Genomic DNA, 24,123 nt, shown 5'->3' on the forward strand with positions numbered 1-24,123 from the left:
CTCAGACTCTCACTCTATGAACTAAACGAAGCGATAGAGTGAGCGGCTAATCATGGAAATTAATTAGTGCGAGGATTTCTTGAGTTAGTATCTCTGCTGGTAGTGGCTCACTAACTTGAATCCAATCTGTGATGACTCGGGTAAAGCCAGCTAAGAAAAAACTGCGCTGCGTGGGAGTTAAACTTGCTAATATCGGAATGTGTTGGGCAAGCTGTAATGAATAGGTGTAAAATTCTTGCTCAAAAATATAAGTAAGATTATTTTTAACTAGTAAGGTATTGTCTGGGGCATGGGCACCGAAATGTTCAAAACTTAAACGAATAATTTGTTCAAGTGATAAACTTGCTGGCGCGTTGTCAATATCAGCTTGGTAAGCGGCAAAAAGTTGGCGTGAGCGTTCACGAAGCACGTCTTCTTTGGTTGCGAAGTGGCGATAGAAAGTTAGCCGAGCGATACCGGCACGTTTGGCAATCTCGGTCACTTTAATCGCTTGGTATTCTTTTTCTTGCATCAAAGATAAAAGGGCTTTGATAATCCAATCTTTACTAAGTTCGCCTTGCGCTGATCCGTCCATGATTTCACCTGTAACATTTTCTATATTTTGTATCTTCTTGATTATATATCTACATTATACAATGGGTGTAACAAATGTAACAGGAATACCAAGGTGGTATTTCACATGTGTACGATTCACGTAAGATACCAGGAGACATAGATATGAAAAATGTTGTAATTGTTGTTGATCACCCATATACAGCCACGGCGTGGGAAAATGAACCCCATAATCGGAGCTTTACAGCAGCGTTGGCGCATCAGGCGGTCGAAGCATACCAAGCTAGAGGTTATCATGTTGATGTAATTGATTTACATGTTGAGAACTTTGATCCGGTTATGCATGCTGAAGATTTAGTTGCTTGGCGGCAGAAAGAACCAATTAACGAACAGATTAGAATTTATCAGGCAAAAATTTTAAATGCTCATGAGTTAGTTTTTGTGTTTCCAATTTGGTGGGAAACGATGCCGGCAATGATGAAAGGTTTCTTTGATAAAGTTTTTGCAAAAGGCATTGTTTACATTGAAGATCAACACACACATCTGTTTAAGCATCAATTTACACAGTTAGAACGCGTGCACTTACTAACGACGATGGCGACGCCAAACTTATTGTACCGAGTGATATTTGGGAGTCCGGTGGTGAAATCAATATTTCGCGGCACCTTTCATAAAATGGGGATTCACCAACTAAAGTGGCAAAATTACGCTGCCGTTGCGAGTCAGCCTACCAATAGGCGGGAAAAACTTTTAGCTAATGTCAAAAATAAACTCAAATAGAAGGCGCTAAAGAGGTGAATATTTTGAAGGGCTCCAAGAAAGTTAGACAAAATCTAACTGACTTGGAGCCCTTTTATTATGGCAAAATATACAATCGAACAAAAAATTGAGATAGTGAAAGAATATCGAACTGGAAGTATTAGCCAGCGCGGATTGAGTAAGAAATATAACATTCCTGATTCAGTGATAAGGCGTTGGATCAGAAAAGCAGAACTTCATGGTTTTGATTCATTAAAGCGTAAGCAATCAAAGAGATTTTTTGATGGTAATGAAAAGCTATCTATTATGTTAACTAATGGCTTAAGCATTACATGCGCATTGAACCGAGTATGGTGATTCACTGGGCCAAACGCGATTCGATGTAGGCGAATTGATTGCGCTAAAAAGCCCAAGGCGAGGCAGGGCCTAATAAGCATAATGACAAATCCTAAACCCAACAACTAAATCTGAAACTGACAAGTTAATTCAGAGAATCTAGAGTTAAAACAAGCGACTTTTACCGTGGCCGAATTGGAGCTAGCGGTCTCAAAAAAATTAGAAGCCTTGGCGATGGAAAGCAAACGAAATAAAGAACTTACGCAAAGTAGTTGAAATCGTTAAGGCAATCAATTCAAAACTGGAAGATTTACTTGAGTTCATAGGTTTAAATCGCAAGACATTTTACTACAATCGAGCACGTTTGAATTACGACAAATATAGTGAAGTCAAAGATCTTATTAAATGGCTTTACGCTGGTAGTGATGAAACTTATGGTTATCGCCGGATCCAAGATGAACTATTCTTATTTGGCTATGTCTTCGATGATGAAACTGTCCGCCGTATTATGCGTTCAATCAAGCTAATGCCAACGTGTTACTGGACAAAATCTGGCAAGTTTTCATCTTACAAAGGAGAGCACGGAAAAGTCGCTGAGAACCTAGTTCGTCGTGACTACGTAGTTACAAGTGGGCGTAAGAGTAAAGTTTTGTGGTACACAAGCCGTACACCGTGTTAACCACTGATGTGACTCAAATAAATTTATTAGGTACCAAACTATATTTAGCTGCGATTATCGACATGTATAGCAAAGAAATATTGGCATATGATATTCGGACGTCACCAAATATGGCACAAGTAACCGCCTGTGTTGATCAATTACAACAAGTATTACCCGATGATGTCCAACCAATTCTGCATAGCGACCAAGGAACACTGTATCAACTCCCACGTTACCAAAACCGCCTAGATGAAGTAGGTTTAATTCAAAGCATGTCTCGTAAAGGAAACTGTTTGGATAATGCGCCAATGGAAAGTTTCTTTAGCTTGGCTAAACGTGAATTCATTTGGCGAAAAGAATTCGTATCAATTGATCAATTCAAAGAAAGCTTTTCGCGATATGTCTCACGGTTCAACAACGTTCGCATCTCACGAAAAAACAAGGGCTTGACCCCTGTTGAAATTCGGAATCAAGCCCTTGCGGCATAAATATTAAATTGTCTAAGTTTTTTGGAGCCCTTCACTTTTAGCACCTTTTTATTTTGCGTTGAAAAAAGCGCCCACAGATGCATGAAATTGTGATTTATTATGGATTTTAGACATTGTTTGACTAAAGCTGACTAAAAAGTAGCAACTGAGATTCTTACAGCCACAAGGGCTGACAAATTTCTTTAAAAAAATGAGACAAACACTTTGACAAATGCTGACATTAGAGTATTATATTACTTGTTAGCACTTAGTAGTAACGAGTGCTAAAGTGAGGTGAAAGATATGTTAACAGATCGTCAAAAGTTAATCTTGAAGGCGATTGTGCGTTCTTACACTGACACAGGACACGCAGTTGGCTCTAAAGCGTTGGTTGAGAGTTTACCAATCTCAGTCAGTTCAGCGACCATTCGTAATGAAATGGCGACCCTAGAAGAAACTGGTTTAATTCAAAAGGAACATACAAGTTCTGGCCGGATTCCTTCAGTTGCTGGGTATCGTTATTATGTTGATCATTTAAACGACATCGATTTATCGGTTGGTCAGCAAGAATTATCTTTGATTCGTGATTCGATGGTCGGTAATTATGCCAAAGTCGATGAAATTATCGCTCAATCAACGAATATGTTGTCACAGTTAACTTCGTTTACGGCACTCGCAGTTAAACCTGAAGCAATTGATGCAAAGCTTTCGGGCTTTCGCTTAGTTCCATTAGGTAATCACCAAGTAATGGCGATTCTAGTAACTGATGATGGGGATGTTGAAAGTCAACAATTCTCAGTACCGCGTGAAGTTAGTGGTGATCAACTTGAAGCCATCGTGCGTCTCGTGAACGATCGGTTAGTCGGGCAACCGCTTCAAACCGTTATCCATCGTTTGGCGACTGATATTCCGATGTTAGTCGGGCAGTATTTGCAATCACCATCGGGGTTTTTACACACCTTTGGGCAAGTGCTTGACCGCGCGGCATCAGATCAATTCTTCGTTGGTGGCCGGCTTAATTTGCTTGATTTTAGTCGAGTTGATGATTCCGATACCATTAAGGACCTGTATCAGTTGTTAAACAATAAGGCCGACATGCACGACGTCATGGGCGGTTCAGATGCGAATAAACCAGTTTCAGTCCGCATTGGCGATGAAATTTCCAATGACCTATTGAAAAATTATTCACTACTGACTGCTAATTATGATGTCGGTGATCATGGCAAAGGGATGATTGCCATCCTGGGACCAACCCGCATGCCTTATTCACGGACAATCGGTTTACTCGGAGCATTCCGTCAAGAACTAACCAATAAACTATTAAATTATTATCAATTCTTTGATGAGTAAAGGAGGTACAGAATGGCAGAAGATAACCAAAATGTTGAAGAAACAGAAAAGACAGTTGATGAAGCAACTGATACTTCAAAGGACGAAACCGTTGAAGTTGACGAAGCGCTTGAAATTGATCCATTAGCTGACCTTCAAGCTAAGTACGATGTCGTGGAAGATCAATATATCCGCGGTCAAGCTGAAATGGCTAACATGAATGCACGTTTTAAAAAAGAACGGGAACAATTGTTGAAGTACGAAGGTGCCAAACTGGCCAAGTCAATCTTGCCAGCGATTGATAACTTGGAACGAGCATTATCAGTAGAAGCTGACGATGACGCGGCCAAGCAATTAAAGGCCGGTGTTGAAATGGTGTTAAAGACCATGAACAAGGCTTTGGAAGACAATGATATTAAAGTTGTCGGTGAAATCGGTGAAAAGTTTGATGCTGATTTCCACCAAGCAATTCAATCCGTACCAGCTGATAATGAACATGCTGCAGATACAATCGTCTCAGTAATGCAAAAAGGCTACGTATTGAAGGATCGTGTTATCCGACCAGCAATGGTTAGTGTTGCACAATAAAATTTAAATTAACAAAATAACTTCGGTGAAAATTACAACCGAAAAAACTATATAAAAAGAGGTAAAGCATACAATGGCAAAAATTATTGGTATTGATTTAGGTACTACTAACTCAGCAGTCGCAGTAATGGAAGGTAACGAACCTAAGATTATTACTAACCCAGATGGTGACCGTACTACTCCTTCAGTTGTTTCATTTAAGAACGGCGAAGAAATCGTTGGTAAGGCAGCCAAGCGTCAAGCCGTTATCAACAAGAACACGGTTTCATCAATCAAGCGTCACATGGGTGAAGACTACAAGGTAGACATCGATGGTAAGAAGTTCACACCACAAGAAATTTCAGCTAAAGTTTTGAGCTACATCAAGGGTTATGCTGAAGATTACTTGGGTGAAGAAGTTACACAAGCTGTTATTACTGTGCCTGCATACTTCAACGATGCCCAACGTCAAGCAACTAAGGACGCTGGTAAGATTGCTGGCTTGCAAGTTGAACGGATTATTAACGAACCAACTGCTGCTGCTTTGGCATACGGTATGGACAAGTTAGATCACGATGAAAAAATCCTTGTTTATGACTTGGGTGGTGGTACTTTTGATGTTTCAATCCTTGAATTAGGTGATGGTGTGTTCGATGTGCTCTCAACTAATGGTGATACTCACCTTGGTGGGGATGACTTCGACGAAAAGATCATGGACTGGATGCTCACTGAAATCAAGAATGGTGAAGGCGTTGACCTTTCAAACGATACGATGGCCCTCCAACGTTTGAAGGATGCTGCTGAAACTGCTAAGAAGACTTTGTCATCATCAACTTCAGCTGACATTGACTTGCCATTTATCGCATCAACTGATAACGGTCCAGTGAACGTGTCATTGACACTTTCACGTGCTAAGTTCAACCAATTGACACTTGATTTGATTGAACGCGCTGAAGGCCCAGTACGCAACGCTTTAAAGGATGCTGGTTTGTCAATGTCAGACATCGACGAAGTTATCTTGAACGGTGGTTCAACTCGTATTCCAGCTGTTCAAGAATCAGTTAAGAAGTTAACTGGTAAGGAACCTAACCACTCAATCAACCCTGATGAAGCGGTTGCCCTTGGTGCCGCTGTTCAAGGTGGTGTGTTGACTGGTGATGTTAAGGATATCGTCTTGCTTGACGTTACACCATTGTCACTTGGTATTGAAACTATGGGTGGGGTCTTCACTAAGTTGATTGACCGTAACACTACAATTCCAACTTCTAAGTCACAAGTGTTCTCAACTGCTGCTGATAACCAACCAGCTGTTGATATCCACGTGCTTCAAGGTGAACGTCCAATGTCTGCCGATAACAAGACATTAGGTCGTTTCCAACTTAACGACATTCCTGCAGCTCCACGAGGAATCCCACAAATCGAAGTTAAGTTCGATATTGATAAGAACGGTATCGTAAATGTGTCTGCTAAGGACCTTGGTACTAACAAGGAACAAAACATCACTATCAAGTCAAACTCTGGTTTATCAGATGAAGAAATTGAAAAGATGATGAAGGATGCAGAAGCTAACCAAGAAGCTGATGCAAAGCGTAAGGAAGAAGTTGAACTCCGTAATGAAGTTGACCAATTAATCTTCCAAACGGAAAAGACAATTAAGGACGTTGATGGTAAGGTTTCTGAAGAAGAAATCAAGCCAACTCAAGAAGCTCTTGATGCGTTGAAGGCTGCCCAAGCAGACGACAACATCGAAGACATGAAGGCTAAGAAGGATGCTTTGAGCGAAAAGGCTCAAGACTTAGCTGTTAAGTTGTACCAACAAGCACAAGAAGGTCAAGAAGGCCAACCTGCTGATGGACAAGCCGCTGATGATAACACCGTTGATGGCGATTTCGAAGAAGTTGACCCAGATAACAAATAATATTAATCGTTAATAGGAAGTGGGTTTAGGAATTTTCCTAAGCCCGCTTTCCGCGTTAAACATGGAGATTAATGAAAACGTCGCTTTTTATCAATTCATGATAGAATAGAACGATAGTTAAGTTGAAAATAAAAGGGGATCAGGGAATGGCAAGTAATCCATATGACACATTAGGTGTCGCAAGTGACGCATCTCAAGATGAAATTAAAAAAGCCTACCGCAAGCTTTCTAAGAAATATCACCCAGATATTAACCATGAGGCTGGTGCTGAAGATCATTATAAGGACGTTCAAGAAGCCTATGAAACAGTTGGTGATGAAACGAAGCGTTCAAACTTTGATCAATATGGATCAGCTGAAGGTCCACAAGGATTTGGCGGTTTCGGTGGCGGCGGTCAAAGTTATGGCGGCGGAGGCGGCTTCGGTGGTGGTTTTGAAGATATCTTCAGTCAAATGTTTGGTGGCGGAGGCGGCGGAGGTCGCCGTAATCCAGCCGGTCCACAAGCTGGCCGTGATTTACAATACCAAATGGATTTAAAGTTTGAAGAAGCCATCTTTGGTAAAGAAACCACGATTAAATATACACGTGAAGCTAATTGTAAAACGTGTGACGGTACTGGTGCAAAACCAGGAACATCTCCAATTACATGTCGCAAGTGTGGTGGTTCAGGATATATCAACGTTGTCCAAAACACACCACTTGGCCGCATGCAAACACAATCAACTTGTGACGTTTGTGGTGGTACTGGGCAAGAAATCACTGACAAATGTGAAACTTGTGGTGGTTCAGGCCACACGACGCAAGATCACGAAGTTAAGGTTACGGTTCCAGCCGGGGTTGAAGATGGCCAACAAATGCGTCTAAACAGCCAAGGTGAAGCCGGAACCCATGGTGGTCCTTATGGTGATTTGTATGTGATTTTCCGTGTACAAACATCGAAGGAATTTGATCGTGATGGCGCTGAAATTTACTTTAAGCTGCCAATCAGCTTTGTTCAAGCTGCGTTGGGTGACGAAGTGCTCGTGAAGACTGTGCATGGTGAAGTGAAGATGAAGATTCCAGCAGGAACACAAAACGGCACTAACTTCCGCTTAAAGGGAAAAGGTGCGCCTAAACTCCGTGGTAGTGGAAATGGTGACCAACATGTAACAGTCAACGTGGCTGTGCCAAAGAGCTTGAATAAGGATCAAAAGAAGGCGTTGAAGGCATTTGCTGAAGCCGGTGGCGATCGTATTCCAAAATCTGGCGGATTGTTTGGTTAATAAGCATAATCAATTTAAGGTCTCTGAATTTAATTCAGGGCCTTTTTTTATTTTTGAGGAGGGGGGCCTTGGGTTTATCAACCAAAAATTGGGTACTAAATAATTTGATTGTAAGTAACATGAATTCCGTTCATTCAAAAGATGAAATATAATCGTTTGTTTCATCTTAAAAAGACGAGTAAACTAAGTAACATACGAAAAAGGAATGGGGAATTTTATGGCAGTCGAAAAACCAGAAATGGCACGTGAATTAAAGAATCGACATGTGCAGCTTATTGCACTTGGGGGGACGATTGGAACCGGATTATTCATGGGAGCCGGTTCATCAATTAAGATGGCAGGACCAGCAATCTTGTTTGTTTATTTAATCACCGGGGTGTTTGCGTTTTTCATCATGCGTGCACTTGGTGAATTATTGGTTTCAGATACTAAACAACATAGTTTTGTTAACTTTATTGAAAAATATGTTGGTAAGGACGCTGGATATATCGTCGGATGGACGTATTGGATTAGCTGGATTACGATTGCGATGGCTGAATTAACAGCAATTGGCGCATATGTTCAATTTTGGCTTCCAGGGGTACCACAGTGGATTCCTGATTTGATTTTCCTACTTGTTTTATGGGGATTGAACTCAGTCACAGTTAAGGCATTTGGGGAAACTGAATTCTGGTTCTCCTTAATCAAAATTGTGGCGATTGTTGCATTAATTGCAACTGGGGTGATTTTAGTTGCCGTTGGGTTTAAGACACCGATGGGACATGCTTCATTAGGAAATTTAGTTAACTACGGTGGTTTCTTTCCAACTGGTGGGAAGAACTTTATCTTAGCTTTTCAAATGGTTTTCTTTGCATTCTTAGGAATTGAAATCGTTGGGGTAACTGCCTCAGAAACTAAGAATCCAAAGAAGATTATTCCTAAAGCCATTAATGAAATTCCAACGCGGATATTAATTTTCTACATTGGTGCGTTGCTCGCCATTATGAGTATTTATCCATGGACACAATATTCAAGTGCTGAATCACCATTTGTCCAAGTTTTCAGTGCAGCGGGTATCAAAGCTGCGGCCGCAATTATTAATGTGGTTGTTTTAACTGCTGCAGCATCAGCATTGAACAGTTCAATTTTCACAACTGGTCGGATGATGTTTGCTTTGACGAGTGAGAAGAGCCGGTTCCACAAGTTATCACGCGCACAAGTTCCTGCCCGTGCAATTAGCTTGTCAGTTGGTATTGTTGGGATTTCAGTTGTTTTGAATGGAGTTATGCAAGGTAAGGTCTTTGGCTTTATTACTTCTGTTGCAACGACAACTTTTATCGTCATCTATGCCATGATGTTAGTGGCCCATTTACGTTATCGTAAACAAATGAAAGGGATGTTACCAAAAGATGGTTTCTTGATGCCCGGTGCTCCAATTACCGATTACTTAACATTAGCCTTCTTATTATTTGTTTTCGTTGTGCTTTTCCTACAAGCGGCCACAATGTGGGCCGCAATTGGTGCTCTCGCCTGGTTTGCTATTTTGATCATTTGGCGGTTAACTCATCGCAAATTGGATAATACAAATTAATTTATTCTGAGAATTTTAAGTTTCCTCTTCCATTACCAATTCACGAAGATTACACTATTAAACAGTGTGAAAAGTTTGTATCTTTGAAAAGGTGAGGAAGTAAGGATGAGGCATAGGAAATTTTTGCGTCTGTCATTAGGATGGCGGATTTTAGCGGGACTAATCATCGGGATTCTTCTTGGGGTAGTCTTTTACCAGAACAAGACGTTTATCGGTGTAGCACAGGGAACGGGAACCATATTCATTAATATGATTTCAATGATTGTGCTGCCAATTGTAGTTTCAAGTTTGACGGTTGGGATTGCCAACATGGGCGATTTACACAAACTCGGCCGGATTGGTGGTAAGACACTTATCTACTTTGAAATCATGTCAACCGTAGCGTTAGCGTTGGGGTTATTGATGGCCAATCTCACACATGTGGGGACACTGGTAGATTTGCATAGTTTACAAGCAACGGATATTTCACAATATGTTGCTTCAGCTAAGGAAGCATCGCATCATGGAATTGGCGATATTCTGATGACCATTGTGCCAACCAATATATTTGCGGCACTTAGCGCAGGAAATATGCTCCCAATCATTTTCTTTGCTGTTTTCTTTGGGCTTGGTGTGGCGGCAATTGGTGAACGTGGGCAAATCATTATTGATTTCTTACAAGCGGTTGCTGAAACAATGTTTAAAGTTACTAGTTGGGTGATGCAACTTGCACCATTTGGAGTGGCTGGATTGATTGGGGTCACAGTTGCCCAACTTGGATTGAATTCCTTGAAGCCGCTTGGTTTGTTCATTTTGGTGGCTTATGCTACGATGGCAATCTTTATTATTGGAATTATGGGAATTGTGGCTAAAATCTTTGGCTTTAATATTTTTGATAATTTATTGGTAATTAAAGATGAACTGATATTAGCTTTTACTACAGCGAGTTCTGAAGCTACCTTGCCTCGCTTGATTGAAAAAACGCAAAAATTGGGTGTTTCCAAAGGGGTGGTATCATTTGTCATCCCAACTGGTTATACATTCAATCTGGACGGTTCTGCCATTTATCAAGCATTGGCTGCGTTGTTCTTAGCTCAGGCGTACCATATTCACTTGTCACTTGGACAACAAATTACCTTATTAGTTGTCCTAATGGTCACTTCAAAAGGCATGGCGGGTGTTCCAGGGGCGTCATTTGTGGTCTTGCTAGCTACCATCTCAACAATTGGTGTTCCCGCTTCAGGGTTAGCATTAATTGCTGGGATTGATCGGTTAGTTGACATGGGACGGACAGCAGTTAATGTGGCTGGTAACTCATTGGCAACAATGGTGATTGGTAAATCGGAAGGCGAGTTCGATATGGCACAACACGATGCTTATGTCGCTTCGTTTAAAAAACAAAAATAGTTAATTACAAGGAGCTGGGAAGAAATTTGCCCAGCCTCAAAAGTAAGTCTGCGTTCTCCCGATTATGCGGTGGAACGCAGGCTTTTTTCGTGCGGCAAGTGGTTTCTGTGTGGAACATAATGGAGCTATTTCGTCTGACGTGGGATTGAATAAAATTGATCACTGCGTGCCGGTAAATTGCTTGGCGCACCACGCTGGAAGCAGCCGTCCAAGCCAAAGTACGGTCTTGGTCGGTACGGTCTTGGTCGGTTCGGACAAGCTGGGAGTCTAAGGAATAAATTCCTAAGACTCCTCATCTTATCCTCAGCGGAAATATGTGCTACACACATATTTCCCAGTCGTGGTGTAAAGGCTGCGCCCGCCAAGCAATTTACCGCCACTCCGTTAGTTAGTAATAATTCTCAAACTAGCGAAAAAACAGGTCACAGTAGCATGAAAAAATAACACTGATAGTAGAACCCCAGTAATTCGATGATTGAAAAGTACAGAAACGACAAATCCACAATAACGGCTCTATTTCGTCTGACCTGGAATTTATAAAATGCGATGAGATGTATGATTAACGCTAAACATGCAGCGACAAGGATTGCGGGCATATTACTAGTCAGACTGCCTGCTCAAACTAACGAAGAGGCTGGAAACAGGCTGGACTTTAGCTCGCACCGTGATGGCATAATCAGTAACGGGTTTCGTTACTGATTATGGATTTGTGAAGATGGTTACCGCGTTAGCGAACCAAGCTTCGCAAACATTTGAAGACCGCACTGTGGCTTCAAATGCTTGTCTTCCGTCATGGTGTCCAGACTGGTTCCAGCCTCGTAGTGGGAATCAATCTGAGACGCATATCCAAATTCCACGCTAGAAAAATTTTACCCAACATAATCCGCAGAAGTCATTGATATAGCTCACTTAATTCGTTATGGTAAAGCTGCCAATCGTCATTTGGTCTCTGTTGGACATGCATGTTGCGAAATACTTCATGTTATAATGGTACATAGATGTTGATAGACAAGTGAGGAATAGCCATGGATAAGCAGACAATGCGTACGGAAGTGCTGGCAGAATTGGATCAACTGACGCCAACTACAAAAATGGCACAAGTTAAGGTATTATTATCGGAGCTAGAAGGCTTACCAGCTTGGAAGAATGCCAAGACAATCGGCGTGACTTATAGTGTTCCAGTTGAATTACCAACGTTGCCAATTATCATGGCAGCTTGGGCTGAAGGGAAACGAGTGACCTTGCCAAAAGTAATGCCCCATCGTCAGTTGGCTTTTTTTGAATATGATGTGCAAACACCACTAATCCAAAATGATTTTGGCCTGTCGGAACCAGTTGAGTCATCGGCAGTTGTCCCAGAAGATATTGATTTACTGATTGTCCCAGGGTTACGATTTGCGGCTGATACTCAGTTGCGTTTGGGCTTTGGCGGGGGTTATTATGATCGTTTCTTAGCCAAGTTTGCTGGTGTAACATTGAGTATGGCCTTGCCAGAAATGGTTGTTCCGACAGCTGATTGGCCAATCGAAAAATTCGATCAAGCCGTTGATATCTTACTAAAAAAATAAAAAGGAAATTAATAATTTGAATCAACAAATGACGTACTATTGGAATCGCTTCAAACTTGCTCCATTTGTAACTTATATTTTAGTTATCATGAATGTCATTGTTTTTGGACTGATGACATTAACTGGTGGAACTACTAGTATTGAAAATTTAATCCGTTGGGGAGCCGACTATGCACCATTAATCATTGAACAGGGGCAATGGTATCGGTTGATTAATCCCATTTTTATCCATATTGGGATGGAACACATTCTTTTGAACATGATTACCTTGTTCTTCATTGGGAATGTGTTAGAGCGAATTTTTGGTCATTGGCGTTTTATTGTTATCTACATGATTGCCGGAATTGGTGGAAATATCGCAAGTGCCGTCTTTGCGCCTGAATCTGTTGCTGCTGGTGCTTCAACCGCAATTTTTGGTTTGTTTGGTGCTTTCTTAATGGTTGGGGAATCATTCTGGGAAAATCCCTATGTCCGCCGGCAAACACAGACATTTATTATTTTTATCATTTTGAATTTGGCTTCGGGGTTTGTTCCCAATTCTGGCATGGATAATTTTGGACATTTAGGTGGATTATTCACCGGGTTCCTCGCCGCATATATGGTCAGTGTCCCTAAAAGCGTTGGTACGATCAGTAAGTATAAGCGTATCCTTGGGGTAGTATTACTGTTAGCGATTGTCTTTGTGGCGATGAACTTTGGCCTTTTTGGATAAAATGGTAACGAACTAAGCAACCGAAATTAATGAAATGATGAGGTAAAGGTACATGATGAATACCTACTACGATGTGCTACAGTTGCTCAAGAAATATGATATTTTTATCCACGTCGGGAAACGATTATGGGATATTGAACTAGCAGCACTTGAAATTGATAACATGCACAAATCCGGTCTGATTAGTGATAAAGAGTACGCTCGTGTGAAAATTATTTTACTACATGAGCATTCGCTTGAAGAAAAACAACCGACCGATTAACAAATAGGTAAAAAGCTCACGTTGTTAAAACGTGGGCTTTTTGTATTTGACAAACTATTTAGCAATGCGATTTTTGGTATACCAATATTGAAATAATCGCAAAACTTGTATGCGCTTACCCAAAATCGGTATAATGGAGCTTGTGAAAGAATAACTATCAAAGGAGAATCGTAAATGTCTGATGTATTTCGAGCAATTGGAGCCTATGAAGGATTACCAATCGCAGATACCAATGCACTGCAGTACGTGGAATTACCATTAGTTCAACCTGAAGGGCATGATATTTTAGTTAAGGTTAAGGCAGTTTCTGTTAACCCCGTTGATGCGAAGCTCCGAAGCACGTTGCCTAAAAGCGAAAAAGCGCATATCTATGGATACGATGCTGTCGGTGAAGTTGTCGCAGTTGGTGAGGCGGTAACTAAGTTTATCGTTGGTGAGCAAGTCTTCTACGCCGGCGTGATGAAACGTGCCGGTAGTGACGCTGAGTATCAATTAGTCGATGAAGCCGTCGTAGCGATTAAACCGGAAACCTTGACCAATGCCGAGGCTGCGGCAATGCCCCTGACAAGTTTGACCGCATTTGAATTAATGTTTGAAAAGATGGGCATGACCCCCGCGGCCGATGCGCATGATGGTGAAACTTTGTTGGTCATTAATGGTGCTGGTGGTGTTGGTTCAGTGATGATTCAACTTGCCAAGTGGTTAGGTATGACCGTAATTGCCACTGCCTCACGACCAGAAACAGTGGCTTGGGTTGAAAAAATGGGTGCTGATTTTGTGGTTAACCACCGTGAAGATTATGTGGCAGCCCTTAGCGAACTCGGTTTTGATGCGGTTGATTATATTGCATTGTTGCATTCAACTGAACGTCACTTTCCAAATGCTGCCAAATTAATTGCACCGTTTGGCCACATTGGTGCGATTGTTGAAGCAGTTGATCCATTACCAATGTCATTAATTAAGAACAAAAGTGTCAGTTTCGACTGGGAATTTATGTTTGCCAAGGGTAACTATGACTATCAGCTGACTTCACAAGGTGAATATTTAGCGGAAATCGCACGCCTTTTGGATGACGGAATTTTAGTGTCAACTTTAACTAAAGAGCTTGATGCGATTAGTTTGGCAAATCTACGGACTGCACATGCCCAAGTTGAGGCGGATAAAATGATTGGAAAAATCGTCTTGAGCGGTCAATTTGTGTAGAAAATGTAAAGATTTTCTGAAAGTGTGAAGAATTTATGAAAGCGCTTTACAAAAGTGTCTATTTTCTATAAGATAATTCTTGTATTCAATTAACGAACGAGTGAAAGGGAGATTAAGATATGGTCGGAATTATTATTGCCAGCCACGGTGAATTTGCCGCGGGAATTAAGCAGTCTGGGCAAATGATCTTCGGGGAACAAGAAAAAGTGCAAGTTGTCACTTTTATGCCTGATGAAGGACCTGATGATTTAATGGCTAAGTTTGATACAGCAATCAAAGCATTCGATGCTGAAGATGAAGTGCTGTTTCTAATTGATTTGTGGGGAGGATCACCATTTAACGCTGCTAGCCGGATTCAAGCAGAGCACGAAGATAAGATGGCAATTGTTACGGGGTTAAACTTACCCATGTTAATCGAAGCTTACGGTGCACGTTTCTCAATGACAACCGCACATGAAATTGCTCACTATTTAGTGCCAGTTGCACAAGACGGTGTTAAGAGTTTGCCAGAAACGGTACAAGAAGCACCAGCATCTGAAGCTGCTCCTACAACTGAAGAAACACCAGCTGTAAGTGCAACTGCACCAGCAGAACATACTGGTAAATTAGAATTAAACGTTGGTTTAGTTCGGATTGACTCACGTTTATTGCACGGGCAGGTTGCAACTGCTTGGACGAAAAATGTTGGACCAAACCGAATCATCGTGGTTTCTGATTCAGTTGCCAAAGATGATTTGCGGAAGACTTTGATTGTGCAAGCGGCACCACACGGAGTTAAGGCCAACGTTATTCCAATTTCTAAATTAATTGAAATTTACGATGATCCTCGATTCAAAGCAGTCAAAGCATTATTATTATTCGAAACACCACAAGATGTGCAAAAAGCCGTTGATGCGGGTGTGAAGTTCCCTGAAGTTAACATTGGTTCAATGTCATATACAGAAGGTAAGACCATGATTACTAATGCGATCGCGGTTGATCAAGCCGATGTTGATGCATACAAGGAAATGTCTGATCAAGGCGTGAAATTTGAAGTTCGTAAAGTTCCAAGTGATTCAAGTGAAAGTCTATTCAATTTATTAGCAAAAAAAGGCTTCAAATAACAGTAGCATCTATCGAAATTAAATATTATCAATCGAGAATCTAAACATTGATTTAGTTCTCATTATTATTCGGAGGAATTATTCATGATATCAGTATTTTTTGTTGTATTGATTGCTTTCCTTGCCGGGGTTGAAGGGATTCTTGATGAATTTGAATTCCACCAACCAATTATTGCCGCAACCTTAATTGGTTTGGCAACTGGGCATGTAATGGAAGGGGTTGTCCTTGGTGGAACCTTGCAATTGATTGCCTTGGGTTGGATGAACGTTGGGGCAGCGATTGCACCAGATGCTGCTTTGGCTTCTGTTGTTTCGGCTTACTTGGTTTGTGGACCAGCACACGTTGATCCTAAAACTGGGATTGCGATTGCCATTCCTTTGGCCGTTGCGGGTCAAGTTTTGACTATCTTAGTGCGGATGTTGACGACGACTTTGGCACACGTTGCCGATGGTTATGCTGAAAAGGGTAACATTCGTGGTGTTGAAACAGTCCACATTGGTGCTATTGTACTTCAAGGTTTACGGATTGCGATTCCAATGGTTGTCGTTATCTTAGTTGGGGCTGACCCAGTTCGTCATGCCTTGGCTGCAATTCCCGAAGTAATTACTGGTGGTTTGGCTGTTGCGGGTGGATTTATCGTGGTTGTTGGTTATGCCATGGTTATTAACATGATGGCAACGCCTGACTTGTGGCCATTCTTCTTCCTTGGCTTTGCCTTGTCAGCAGTTACTGAGATTAACTTGATTGCTATGGGTATTATCGGTCTTGTCTTGGCGCTTGTGTACTTACAACTTTCACCTAAGTTTAACGGCGGTGGTGATGGCGGTAATGGTGGCAACAGCGGCTCAGGCAGTGCTGGTGGCGACCCAATCGATGAAATTCTTAACAACTACTAGAGCGGAGGGAAAATACGATGACTGAAAATCAAAATCAAGATTTACATTTAACGAAAAAAGACCTGCGCTCAGTGTGGTGGCGTAGTATGTTCTTGCAAGGTTCTTGGAACTATGAACGGATGCAAAACGTTGGTTGGGCATTCTCAATGATTCCAGCTATCAAGCGTTTGTACAAAACTAAAGAAGACCGCGCGGCAGCTTTGAAGCGTCACTTGGAATTCTTTAACACGCACCCATATGTTGCATCACCAATTTTGGGGGTTGAATTAGCCCTTGAAGAACAACGCGCCAATGGTGCCGAAATTGATGATGAAGCGATTAACGGGGTTAAGGTCGGTATGATGGGACCATTAGCCGGTGTCGGTGACCCAATTTTCTGGGGAACTTTACGACCTGTTATCGGGGCATTTGCGGCTTCACTTGCGTTATCACAAAACATCATGGGACCAATCATTTTCTTCGTCCTCTGGAACCTTATCCGGATGTCATTCCTCTGGTACACCCAAGCGCTTGGATACAAGCAAGGAATGAACATCACCCAAGATTTGGGTGGTGGTATGATGCAAAAAATTACTCAAGGTGCTTCAATTTTGGGTATGTTCATCATGGGTGTGCTGGTACCTCGTTGGACAACTATGAACTTCCCAATGGTTATCTCAAAGGTTAAGAACGATTCTAAGAACGTGATTGATCTTTCATCAATCGTGGATAAAGCTAACTCAGGTAAGCTTTCAGCATCACAAATTCGGAATGTTTACGACCAAGTGGTTTCAGGTAAGTTAATTGATACTCACAAAATTACCACTTTGCAAGATATCTTTAACACATTACTTCCTGGTTTGATGCCATTACTCTTGATGTTCCTTGTCTTGTGGTTACTTCGCAAGAAGGTTAACCCAATCTGGATTATCGTCGGCTTGTTCGTCGTTGGTATTCTTGGTTACTGGGTTGGACTCTTGGGTTAATAATCCAATCAAATTACAAAAAATAGTGGATTAACGGTGTTACTAACCTGATATTCTACGTAAATGGCTTGATTTCTCCTTACTCAGATTAAGAAGAAATCGAGCCATTTTTTTGCCGTAATTTTTTTATTTTTCAAAAAACACTTGTATTATTTTTGTACAGGTTGTATTCTAATAATAGAAAGCGCTTTCAAATATGTAACAGAGGGGAATTTAGTTTATGGCTAAACAAATTATTTTGGATACTGATCCAGGGATTGATGATGCGGTTGCAATTTCAATGGCATTAAAATCTGAGCAATTAGATGTGAAGTTACTAGTGGCAACTGCTGGTAACGTGGGGGTAGCAACAACTTTCGAGAATTTGGGTAAATTGCAGGCGTTCTTGGGTACTAAAGCTCCAATGGTCAAAGGGGCAACTCGCCCATTATTGGTTGACCCGATTGAAGCGAAAAGCGTTCACGGTGTCACAGGGATGGCGGGATATGCTTTTCCCGAACCCGACTTCAGTAGTGAAGTTAGCGGTACTGCAGTTGATGCAATTCATGATGTTGTGGCACATGCAACTGACAAAGTAACGTTGGTGGGGATTGGTCCACTGACAAACTATGCAATGTATCTTCGTCAATATCCACAGGACGTGGCGAATATTGCAGAAATTGTATTGATGGGTGGTGCAATCGGTCGGGGTAACTTTGGGGTGTTATCAGAGTTTAATTTTGCAGCTGATCCACATAGTGCGGACATCGTATTCAAATCAGGGGTACCAATTCGAGTTGCGCCGCTAGAAGTCGGAATGCAAGCAAAAGTGATGCCGGAAACCAGTGAAAAGATTAAACACATGGGTAAAGTTGGCGATATGTTTTATCAATTATTTTCTAAATATCGTGGCGGGAGTTTTCAAACGGGATTGAAAATTTATGATGCATTAGCAATGGGGATGTTAATGAATCCAGAAATGTTTAGCTTTGAAAGTACGCATGTAGCTATCGAAACACATGGACAATATACAATGGGGGCAAGCTTGATGGATTTCAAAGGTTATCTAAAGCAACCAGATAACGCGGAAATTGCGATTCAAGTTGATGTCGAAGCATTTGAAACATGGTTCTTGGGGACAATTAATTCATTAGACAAGTAAATGACAGGGGGATTGGACTATGAACTCGTTCGTTATAATTCTATTAGGGGGAATTTCCATTGTCTTGTTGGTTTATATGATTATCAAGAAAATGGACATTAAAATTTCATTATTAACAATCGGGATTTTGCTGATGTATGTAGCATTATTACTTGGCAAGAAAGTTACCACGCTAGAACCAACGGGGGCATCGTGGCTAAACCCGATTCAAGCACTAGTTGATCAATTCACTACCACCCTTGCTGGACCGGGGTTTGTTATCCTAATTTTGGCAGGGTATAGTGCTTACATGAGTAAGATTGGTGCTAATGCGGTGACAGTTAACGCATTAACAAAACCATTAAAACACGTCAAATCAGTATATATTCTCGTGCCAATTGTATTCTTGATTGGAAACATACTATCATTGGTTGTACCAAGTGCATCAAACTTAGCCATTATTTTATTGGCTACTTTATATCCAGTGTTGCGTGCAACCGGGATGAGTCGCTTGAGTGCGGGGGCGGTTATCGCGACATCGGCAACAATTGTGCCAACACCATTAGGCTCTGATAACGTGGCGATGGCGGCAGCATTACATTTACCAGTTACTGAATATGTGTTCAAATATCATGCGTTGATTTCAATTCCAACATTGATTTTCATCGCGGTGGTTCATTATTTCTGGCAAAAACGCCAAGATAAAAAGACCGCATTAATTGTGACTGAAAAAGAAGAAATTCAAGAAATTCCGGAAGATATTCACCAAAATGATTCGTTTGGATACCGCGTTATTTATGGGTTATTACCGGTGATGCCAATTATTTTGTTAATCGTTGCATTCTTTGTCAATTTGAGTTTGAAAACGCCAATTCAATTAACAGTTCAGATTGTTTCGATTATTAGCTTATTCATTGCCATCGTGACCGAGTTAATCTACAAGCAAAATGTAAATCAAGTCCTTAAGGACACGAATGGTTTCTTTAATGGAATGGGCGGAGCGATGGGAATCGTTGGCTTGCTAGTCGCCGCGCAAACATTTGTGGCTGGGTTAGCATCACTTGGAATCATGGAAATGGTGCAAAAATCAATGGCATCAGTTCATGGCTCAGGTTTACTCCTACCGATTATAATGGTGGCCTTTACGGCGGTAATTGTATTATTGAGTGGGAGTGGCGTTGCGTTAGTCTTTGCCATGGTACCGTTGGTTGTCCCATTGACGCAGGCGGCTGGAATTCAACCTGAAGCACTGTCAGTACCACTACAATTAGCGGGTAACTTATTCCGTGCAGTTTCACCAGTGGCCGCGGTAATCTTGATTGTGGCTGGAACGACAAAACTTGAACCAATGCAAATTGTTAAACGGACATCTGTACCGATGGTTGCTGGGGTAGTGTTCATGTTGGTCTTATCGTTAATTGTCTTATAATAAATGTCAAATTTAGCTACTATTTTGTTGATTATTTATTAACTTAGAAGCTAGGAAAATGACAGTTAGCAAAAATAGTATGGTTAGCTTCATTGTTGGTGCAACTTATTTGTTAAAATAAGTCGAGTTCGATTCTCGATGAAGCAATAAGAAAGGTCGTGTCGATAATGAAAGTAGTTTCCAAACCAGTCCAAGTATATAATTCGATTTTAGATAAGATTGATTCTGAACATTTTGTCGGAATGTTACCATCCGAAAACGACTTAACAAAATTATTCAATGTTAGTCGCGGAACCATTCGTAGTTCATTGAATCTGCTTAAAGAGGACGGCATTATTAGCAGCATTAAAGGAAAGGGAAACATTATTAATGCCCATGTGACTAGCGAAAAAAAATCTGGGCTTGAAATTAATGATTCGCCGTTTTATAAGAGCTGTGACAAAGTAATTGAAAATGTTGATGCTTATTCTTTACGGCATGCTGAGTCGAGCCACTCCAAGAAACTATTTGGTGCGGGTGATCATTTCACCATCAATCTTTGGTATGGTCCAGCTGACCAATACATCGGCAATGATTTTTGTATGGTTTCAAAAGAACTTGCGGAAGCGCATAACGTTGAAAGCATGAATTCAGAAGCATTACGAAATTTCCTGGAAAAGCAGCTATATGACCTGTCGAGTTATTCAACGTTATCAATGACGATTTCATTACGTGATAAAAGTGACTTTAAACGTAAATTTGCTGATGAAGTCAATCAATTAGTTGTATTGACGGAAGATTTATTTGACAGTGATCATGCGCTACTGTGTCAATCAAAGTATTATGTACCACTCCAATTCTTTCGGACAATGCTCAACCGGACTAATTACTAAGAAATTGTGGGTCTGTAGTTTGGATGGTAAAACGCAGTGATTGTGAATTATGAGATGTTAAACGCGTTATTTATTGTAACGAGCGGGAAGCTATAGTCACTGGGCAATTTTATGTTAATATTTAATATGTGAGGTTTTAACATGAAAAAATTATTGGTTATTGTTGGCGCAGTGATAGTAGTTTTTAGCGGATGCGTTTCAGGGCAAGTATCGGCTAAATCCAGCAGATATCAAACAATTGTGACAACTAAAAAAACAAAAAGAATTAAGTATTACATTAAGAATCCGAAACAAAAAACGGTATCAAAATTAAGCACTACACGGCGACAACGTCCCTTAAAAATAAAACAAATAAAATTAGCAAAAAAGATGAAACAAAGCACTTTGTATGCGATTAAAACAGTACGAGTGAAGAAGCCCATTCGTGGTTCAAAGTGGAATTATACGACGTACGTACTGTTAACAAGTGCGACTGGAAAAAAGGTTGGGTATGTCAAGAAGGCACATTTAGAAAAAGGAAAATATTTAACGCCTGAACAACGCCAGTTATTAAAAGGTTATGTAACTGGAAATGTGCGCAAGCAACGCTTAGTTTTAAATAAAAGCGCGGTCAGACAGCTGTTGGCATTAACACCACGGCAAGTTACGACGCAGAGTAAAATTACGGATTGGCCGGCTTTAAATAAGGCAGTTATTTTTGGTGATTCGATTGCGCGTGGCCGTGAATACGTCGATGGGGAGGCAACAATAGCGGCAAAACCATTTATTAATGATGCTTTACAAAAAATTGGTGTAACTGGTAATATTCAGAATTATGCTTATTCTGGGTCGGGCGTGTGTGCTTATGCTAATAAATCATTTCCCCGTAATTTGGCTTGGCAAATTGATAACCGCAAGTTTGCTCGTTATCCAGTGATTTTTTTGGCATATGGTACTAATGATTGGGGGCTCACTGTGCAGGGTAAGAAATCGCTCTTGCAAGTTGCTCGTACGTTAGATGATGATATTCAAAAAATGCGTGAGCAAGCACCAGACACGAAAATACTAGCCGTCTTGCCGATTGACCGCTTTAATAGTAAGCATGATAATCTGTATACTAACTATAAAGTAAGCAAACAAGGCTACACGTTAGAAGAATTAAATGCAGTGTTCAAGCAAGTCTATCAAGCTAATGGAATTCCTGTATTCGACTGGCATCAAGGACAAAATGCAGCCATAACATCGTACAAGGACATGTCAGACGGGGTGACACATCCGACGAAGCGTGGCTATGCGAAAATGGCTACAAAGTTAGCAGGCTGGTTACAGCAACAATAGTGGAATTAAACAGTGTGAGGTCAAGATGAATTATGTCTTGGCTTTTTTTAATGCGCTTGTGGTAACATTAAATTAGTGAAAATAGTTGATTGGAGTAAATAAAATGGCAGTAATTTTAAATAAACAAGTTGAATTTACGACGCGGGCGAATTCGATGTATACGTCAATTAATCCCAAACCGGGTATGTTGATATTTGGTGATGGCGGCGTTGAATTTCGCGCCAATGCTGGTAATGGCTTCATTCAAATCCCATGGCGGGAAGTGACTGGGGTTCGCGCACAAGCATTTTTCTGGAATAAATATATCCGCGGATTCTTCATTGATACTAAATCGGGTTCGTTTAATTTTGTCGTGAGTCGCGCCCGGCAAGCTCTGACGGTTATGGATCAACACTTGAGTCGAGATGTTATGTCGATTAACGAAGGTTTAGTTCAACGTCGACTTAAGAAGAATAAATAGAAAATAGGTGAATCCAATGTATACAACACGAATTGAACGGCTTAAAAAAATGTTGGCAATGATGGAAATGGACGGTTTGTTTGTTACTAACGGGTTTAACATGCGTTACTTAACCGGTTTTTTAGGCGGTAATGGGGATGGTGTTGTTTTAGTTACTAAACAAAGTGTTTTGCTGATTACTGATTCTCGCTATGAAGAAGAACTTAAAGCAAGTTTACCAGCTGAAGTAACGCTAGTGATTACGCGCGATTATTATCAAGAGGCCGCTAAGCAAACTGAAAAAGCCGGAGTATTACGGTTAGGATTTGAGGATGATTTAGCGTTCCGCGTTTTTGACTTAATGGACGAATTACTTGTTGTCGAAGACTTTTTACCCGTTCCTGGAGTGCTTGAGGCATTGCGCGAAATCAAGGATCAAACTGAAGTGACGGCATTACGCAAATCAACGGCAATTTCAGTGGCGGCATTCAACCAGTTGTTGCCAAAGTTACATGTTGGCATGACTGAAAAAGAGGTCGCTAATGAATTAGATTATTTGGCGCGGAAGCTAGGTGCGCAAAAAGCTTCATTCGATACGATTGTTGCAAGTGGTTGGCGTGGGGCATTACCCCACGGTTTAGCAACTGATAAAGTAATTGAGACTGGTGAATTAGTGACGATAGACTTTGGCTACTATGTTGATGGCTATACTTCTGACATTACACGAACGATTGCTTTTGGTGAAGTTAGTGATGAACTAAAACATATCTATCAGACCGTTTTAACTGCGCAAAAGCGGATTATTGCGGAAGTGTTCAATGGTGTGGCTTCAAGTGAACTTGACCGAGTTGGCCGTGAATATATTACGGCACAAGGTTATGGAAAAGAATTCAATCATGGTACGGGGCACGGAATTGGTTTAGACATACATGAGGGACCAAACATTTCCCGGAGCCTGGATGATGAAATGGTTACCAATAATTTGTTGACGATTGAACCAGGAATTTACGTTGCTGGTTTGGGGGGCGTCCGGATTGAAGACGATGTGTTAGTGACACCTGCAGGTTATGAAAACTTAACCAGTGGAATTACGACAGACTTAATTGTGATTGATGATTAAATGAAAAGGGTGGCTTTATTTTGTCTGACGTGGGATGGAATAAAATTTGCTGGCACTCCGTTAGTTAGGATAATTCTCAGATTAGTGAAAAACAGTCGTAGAGGAGCAGATTCAATCAAATTAGTTATCACTGATTTTGTGATGTGCTCAAACTTAGTGCCTGAGGTATATTTCATGGTACGCGAGTATTCTTAAACAAAAGTACAGAAACGACAATCCCACGCTAGAATAAATAGAAACGAAAGGGAAGTGGTATTACGATACTCACCTCCCTTTTTTGCTTCCCAAAATTCATTAAACATGCGCAGA

24 protein-coding genes are annotated in these 24,123 nt (G+C 41.0%); 23 read left to right on the plus strand and 1 reads right to left on the minus strand.

Annotated features, from left to right (window positions below):
- Positions 1-46 precede the first annotated feature (46 nt).
- A complete protein-coding gene (locus tag EQG49_RS10590; protein WP_133363935.1) occupies positions 47-574 on the minus strand; it encodes a TetR/AcrR family transcriptional regulator in 528 nt (175 codons plus the stop codon).
- 143 nt (positions 575-717) lie between these two features.
- On the opposite strand from EQG49_RS10590, the gene EQG49_RS10595 reads away from it, so the two are divergent.
- From EQG49_RS10595 to EQG49_RS10705, 23 genes are all read left to right on the plus strand, one after another.
- Positions 718-1,332, plus strand: a complete 615-nt coding sequence (locus EQG49_RS10595; RefSeq protein WP_133363936.1) for an NAD(P)H-dependent oxidoreductase — start codon at positions 718-720, stop codon at positions 1,330-1,332.
- Positions 1,333-1,410: 78 nt separating this feature from the next.
- Positions 1,411-1,668, plus strand: coding sequence for a helix-turn-helix domain-containing protein (locus EQG49_RS10600; protein ID WP_133363937.1), 258 nt, complete (start codon positions 1,411-1,413; stop codon positions 1,666-1,668).
- A 343-nt stretch (positions 1,669-2,011) separates the two neighbouring features.
- Entirely contained in the window at positions 2,012-2,326 is a 315-nt protein-coding gene (locus tag EQG49_RS10605) for an IS3 family transposase (protein ID WP_165964873.1), read from the plus strand.
- Positions 2,327-2,334: 8 nt separating this feature from the next.
- Positions 2,335-2,796: a DDE-type integrase/transposase/recombinase gene (locus EQG49_RS10610; protein WP_165964874.1), complete on the plus strand. Its 462-nt coding sequence runs from the start codon at positions 2,335-2,337 to the stop codon at positions 2,794-2,796.
- Positions 2,797-3,078: 282 nt separating this feature from the next.
- Positions 3,079-4,125 carry a heat-inducible transcriptional repressor HrcA gene (hrcA, locus tag EQG49_RS10615; protein WP_133363940.1) on the plus strand — a complete coding sequence of 349 codons (1,047 nt, stop codon included), beginning with the start codon at positions 3,079-3,081 and terminating at the stop codon, positions 4,123-4,125.
- A gap of 12 nt (positions 4,126-4,137) precedes the next feature.
- Positions 4,138-4,692 (plus strand): nucleotide exchange factor GrpE, encoded by a 555-nt coding sequence (gene grpE / locus EQG49_RS10620; protein WP_133363941.1) that lies wholly within the window; start codon positions 4,138-4,140, stop codon positions 4,690-4,692.
- Positions 4,693-4,765: 73 nt separating this feature from the next.
- The gene (dnaK, locus tag EQG49_RS10625; protein WP_133363942.1) at positions 4,766-6,589 is read left to right on the plus strand and encodes a molecular chaperone DnaK; all 1,824 of its coding nucleotides are present in this window, start codon (positions 4,766-4,768) and stop codon (positions 6,587-6,589) included.
- A gap of 146 nt (positions 6,590-6,735) precedes the next feature.
- Positions 6,736-7,851, plus strand: coding sequence for a molecular chaperone DnaJ (gene dnaJ / locus EQG49_RS10630; protein ID WP_133363943.1), 1,116 nt, complete (start codon positions 6,736-6,738; stop codon positions 7,849-7,851).
- A 217-nt stretch (positions 7,852-8,068) separates the two neighbouring features.
- The gene (locus EQG49_RS10635; RefSeq protein ID WP_133363944.1) at positions 8,069-9,421 is read left to right on the plus strand and encodes an amino acid permease; all 1,353 of its coding nucleotides are present in this window, start codon (positions 8,069-8,071) and stop codon (positions 9,419-9,421) included.
- A 105-nt stretch (positions 9,422-9,526) separates the two neighbouring features.
- A complete protein-coding gene (locus EQG49_RS10640) occupies positions 9,527-10,807 on the plus strand; it encodes a dicarboxylate/amino acid:cation symporter (protein ID WP_133363945.1) in 1,281 nt (426 codons plus the stop codon).
- 1,025 nt (positions 10,808-11,832) lie between these two features.
- Positions 11,833-12,375 (plus strand): 5-formyltetrahydrofolate cyclo-ligase, encoded by a 543-nt coding sequence (locus tag EQG49_RS10645; protein WP_243115707.1) that lies wholly within the window; start codon positions 11,833-11,835, stop codon positions 12,373-12,375.
- A gap of 16 nt (positions 12,376-12,391) precedes the next feature.
- Complete coding sequence (locus EQG49_RS10650; RefSeq protein ID WP_423245963.1) at positions 12,392-13,087, plus strand: rhomboid family intramembrane serine protease; 696 nt, start codon at positions 12,392-12,394, stop codon at positions 13,085-13,087.
- A gap of 55 nt (positions 13,088-13,142) precedes the next feature.
- Complete coding sequence (locus EQG49_RS10655; protein WP_133364583.1) at positions 13,143-13,349, plus strand: YqgQ family protein; 207 nt, start codon at positions 13,143-13,145, stop codon at positions 13,347-13,349.
- A gap of 174 nt (positions 13,350-13,523) precedes the next feature.
- Complete coding sequence (locus EQG49_RS10660) at positions 13,524-14,552, plus strand: zinc-binding alcohol dehydrogenase family protein (protein ID WP_133363946.1); 1,029 nt, start codon at positions 13,524-13,526, stop codon at positions 14,550-14,552.
- A gap of 119 nt (positions 14,553-14,671) precedes the next feature.
- Entirely contained in the window at positions 14,672-15,655 is a 984-nt protein-coding gene (locus tag EQG49_RS10665; protein WP_133363947.1) for a mannose/fructose/sorbose PTS transporter subunit IIB, read from the plus strand.
- Positions 15,656-15,739: 84 nt separating this feature from the next.
- Positions 15,740-16,552 carry a PTS mannose/fructose/sorbose transporter subunit IIC gene (locus EQG49_RS10670; protein WP_133363948.1) on the plus strand — a complete coding sequence of 271 codons (813 nt, stop codon included), beginning with the start codon at positions 15,740-15,742 and terminating at the stop codon, positions 16,550-16,552.
- 17 nt (positions 16,553-16,569) lie between these two features.
- A complete protein-coding gene (locus tag EQG49_RS10675; protein ID WP_133363949.1) occupies positions 16,570-17,517 on the plus strand; it encodes a PTS system mannose/fructose/sorbose family transporter subunit IID in 948 nt (315 codons plus the stop codon).
- Between the two features lie 220 nt (positions 17,518-17,737).
- The gene (locus tag EQG49_RS10680) at positions 17,738-18,658 is read left to right on the plus strand and encodes a nucleoside hydrolase (RefSeq protein ID WP_133363950.1); all 921 of its coding nucleotides are present in this window, start codon (positions 17,738-17,740) and stop codon (positions 18,656-18,658) included.
- A 19-nt stretch (positions 18,659-18,677) separates the two neighbouring features.
- Positions 18,678-20,066: a C4-dicarboxylate transporter DcuC gene (dcuC, locus tag EQG49_RS10685; RefSeq protein ID WP_133363951.1), complete on the plus strand. Its 1,389-nt coding sequence runs from the start codon at positions 18,678-18,680 to the stop codon at positions 20,064-20,066.
- 167 nt (positions 20,067-20,233) lie between these two features.
- Positions 20,234-20,938 carry a GntR family transcriptional regulator gene (locus tag EQG49_RS10690; protein ID WP_133363952.1) on the plus strand — a complete coding sequence of 235 codons (705 nt, stop codon included), beginning with the start codon at positions 20,234-20,236 and terminating at the stop codon, positions 20,936-20,938.
- A 141-nt stretch (positions 20,939-21,079) separates the two neighbouring features.
- The gene (locus EQG49_RS10695) at positions 21,080-22,255 is read left to right on the plus strand and encodes an SGNH/GDSL hydrolase family protein (RefSeq protein ID WP_133363953.1); all 1,176 of its coding nucleotides are present in this window, start codon (positions 21,080-21,082) and stop codon (positions 22,253-22,255) included.
- Positions 22,256-22,358: 103 nt separating this feature from the next.
- Entirely contained in the window at positions 22,359-22,715 is a 357-nt protein-coding gene (locus EQG49_RS10700; RefSeq protein ID WP_133363954.1) for a DUF956 family protein, read from the plus strand.
- Positions 22,716-22,722: 7 nt separating this feature from the next.
- On the plus strand, positions 22,723-23,814 hold the full coding sequence (locus EQG49_RS10705) for a M24 family metallopeptidase (RefSeq protein WP_423245964.1): 1,092 nt from the start codon (positions 22,723-22,725) through the stop codon (positions 23,812-23,814).
- Positions 23,815-24,123: the final 309 nt, after the last annotated feature.

Source organism: Periweissella cryptocerci, from assembly GCF_004358325.1.
Classification (GTDB): domain Bacteria; phylum Bacillota; class Bacilli; order Lactobacillales; family Lactobacillaceae; genus Periweissella; species Periweissella cryptocerci.